Annotated in this window: 2 protein-coding genes and 1 pseudogene; 2 read left to right on the forward strand and 1 reads right to left on the reverse strand. The window is 59.5% G+C overall.

Translation table 11 applies throughout. The features are described 5' to 3' along the window. Window positions 1-62 precede the first annotated feature (62 nt). On the forward strand, window positions 63-878 hold the full coding sequence (gene sul2 / locus C9E89_RS22225) for a sulfonamide-resistant dihydropteroate synthase Sul2 (RefSeq protein ID WP_001043260.1): 816 nt from the start codon (window positions 63-65) through the stop codon (window positions 876-878). 86 nt (window positions 879-964) lie between these two features. Further along, entirely contained in the window at window positions 965-1267 is a 303-nt protein-coding gene (locus C9E89_RS22230) for a phosphoglucosamine mutase (protein WP_000251875.1), read from the forward strand. Window positions 1268-1442: 175 nt separating this feature from the next. Here the strand turns inward: C9E89_RS22230 and C9E89_RS22240 are convergent. Further along, window positions 1443-2274: pseudogene (locus tag C9E89_RS22240) on the reverse strand (IS91-like element ISCR2 family transposase); the annotation flags it as partial.

Here is a 2274-nt window from a genome sequence, read left to right on the forward strand (position 1 = left end):
GTGACATTATTTCAATGAGTTATCTATTTTTGTCGTGTACAGAGATTATTATAGAAGCCCCCATGAATAAATCGCTCATCATTTTCGGCATCGTCAACATAACCTCGGACAGTTTCTCCGATGGAGGCCGGTATCTGGCGCCAGACGCAGCCATTGCGCAGGCGCGTAAGCTGATGGCCGAGGGGGCAGATGTGATCGACCTCGGTCCGGCATCCAGCAATCCCGACGCCGCGCCTGTTTCGTCCGACACAGAAATCGCGCGTATCGCGCCGGTGCTGGACGCGCTCAAGGCAGATGGCATTCCCGTCTCGCTCGACAGTTATCAACCCGCGACGCAAGCCTATGCCTTGTCGCGTGGTGTGGCCTATCTCAATGATATTCGCGGTTTTCCAGACGCTGCGTTCTATCCGCAATTGGCGAAATCATCTGCCAAACTCGTCGTTATGCATTCGGTGCAAGACGGGCAGGCAGATCGGCGCGAGGCACCCGCTGGCGACATCATGGATCACATTGCGGCGTTCTTTGACGCGCGCATCGCGGCGCTGACGGGTGCCGGTATCAAACGCAACCGCCTTGTCCTTGATCCCGGCATGGGGTTTTTTCTGGGGGCTGCTCCCGAAACCTCGCTCTCGGTGCTGGCGCGGTTCGATGAATTGCGGCTGCGCTTCGATTTGCCGGTGCTTCTGTCTGTTTCGCGCAAATCCTTTCTGCGCGCGCTCACAGGCCGTGGTCCGGGGGATGTCGGGGCCGCGACACTCGCTGCAGAGCTTGCCGCCGCCGCAGGTGGAGCTGACTTCATCCGCACACACGAGCCGCGCCCCTTGCGCGACGGGCTGGCGGTATTGGCGGCGCTGAAAGAAACCGCAAGAATTCGTTAACTGCACATTCGGGATATTTCTCTATATTCGCGGTTCAGCAGGCATGTCCCCTTTGAGGGCGACCCGACGACAGGATAATCGACCTTATGGTGCGCAAATATTTCGGCACAGACGGTATTCGTGGCAAAGCCAACGAAGGCGCGATGACGGCGGAAACCGCCTTGCGCGTCGGCATGGCGGCTGGCCGTGTCTTTCGTCGCGGTGACCACCGCCATCGTGTCGTGATCGGCAAGGATACGCGCCTGTCGGGCTATATGCTTGAACCCGCGCTCACAGCCGGTTTCACCTCGATGGGCATGGACGTATTCCTTTTTGGCCCGCTGCCGACAACGTATAGGAAGAATAAACGCCCTTTTCACCCAAGTCCAACAGCTTTGGACCGCAGTTGACTCTTTCGACACCCCTGCGATGCAACCCAATCCGGCTGACGGGGAGCCAGCAACGCTGAAAATTTACCCTCCTCTTTCCCACTAGCGGCTCCTTTTCCGACAACCAGCACGGCGGATCCCTGCCGCGGCGCTGTGAACGCAGCATTTTGATTGGTATCGTTGGCCTTCAGGCTCGTCAGTCAAACAGACCCAGGAGCAGCTCAGCCGGTGGCGCCCGGCTTTCGGGTAACGCCCTGGTCCCGCTGGTTTCGGCTTTGTGCTTCAGGTGATCAAGGATCTGCTTGATCACTATAGGGTCTTCAATGCAGGCGATGACTTTCATGGCGCCGCCGCAGCCGCTGCAGGTCTCGATGTCGATATTGAAAACACGCTTGAGCCGTTGCGCCCATGTCATCGACGCTCGCCGTTGTGCTGGTGTTGCCGGTTCATCAGCCACCCTGACCTTGTTGCCCCTGCCCCGTTTTGCCGGCGTGACCAACGCCCGGTGCCGACTGTTGGGTGCGAACACCCCGTGGAAGCGGGTTAGGTTGACTCTGGGCTTCGGTACCAGGGCGGCCAGCCTTGCAATGAAATCCAATGGTTCGAAAATGACGTGCGTGGTGCCGTCCCGGTACGGCGTCTTGAGCTGGTAGCGCACGTTGCCGCCTCGTGTTAACGACAGCCGCTTCTCGGATACCGCCGGGCGGCTGATGTACCGGCACAGCCGTTCGAGCTTCTTGCGTTCATCGGCCCTGGCCGCCACGCCGGCGTGCAGGCTGGACCCGGCTACCTTGCCAATCCCGTCACCGAACGGATCACCACTGGTCGGCAGAGTTTGCAAAGTGAACACCTTTCGCCCCGCCTGTGAACCGACAGCGATACGGTAAGTGATCGAGTGCCCCAGCAGGGGTGTCATCGGGTCGTCATCCACCGCATCCGAGGCCAGATAGCTGTTTTCGACATCCCGTTCCAGCAGGCCTTGCCGTTCCAGATAGCGACCCACCCGGTGGGCGATGGTGTGCGTCAGC

Origin of the sequence: Acinetobacter sichuanensis (assembly GCF_003024515.2) — a bacterium.
GTDB classification, from domain to species: Bacteria; Pseudomonadota; Gammaproteobacteria; order Pseudomonadales; family Moraxellaceae; genus Acinetobacter; species Acinetobacter sichuanensis.

Coding starts and splice junctions, on each gene's coding strand:
- sul2 (WP_001043260.1), top strand. CDS start 63: ATGAATAAATCGCTCATCATTTTCGGCATCGTCAACATAACCTCGGAC.
- C9E89_RS22230 (WP_000251875.1), top strand. CDS start 965: ATGGTGCGCAAATATTTCGGCACAGACGGTATTCGTGGCAAAGCCAAC.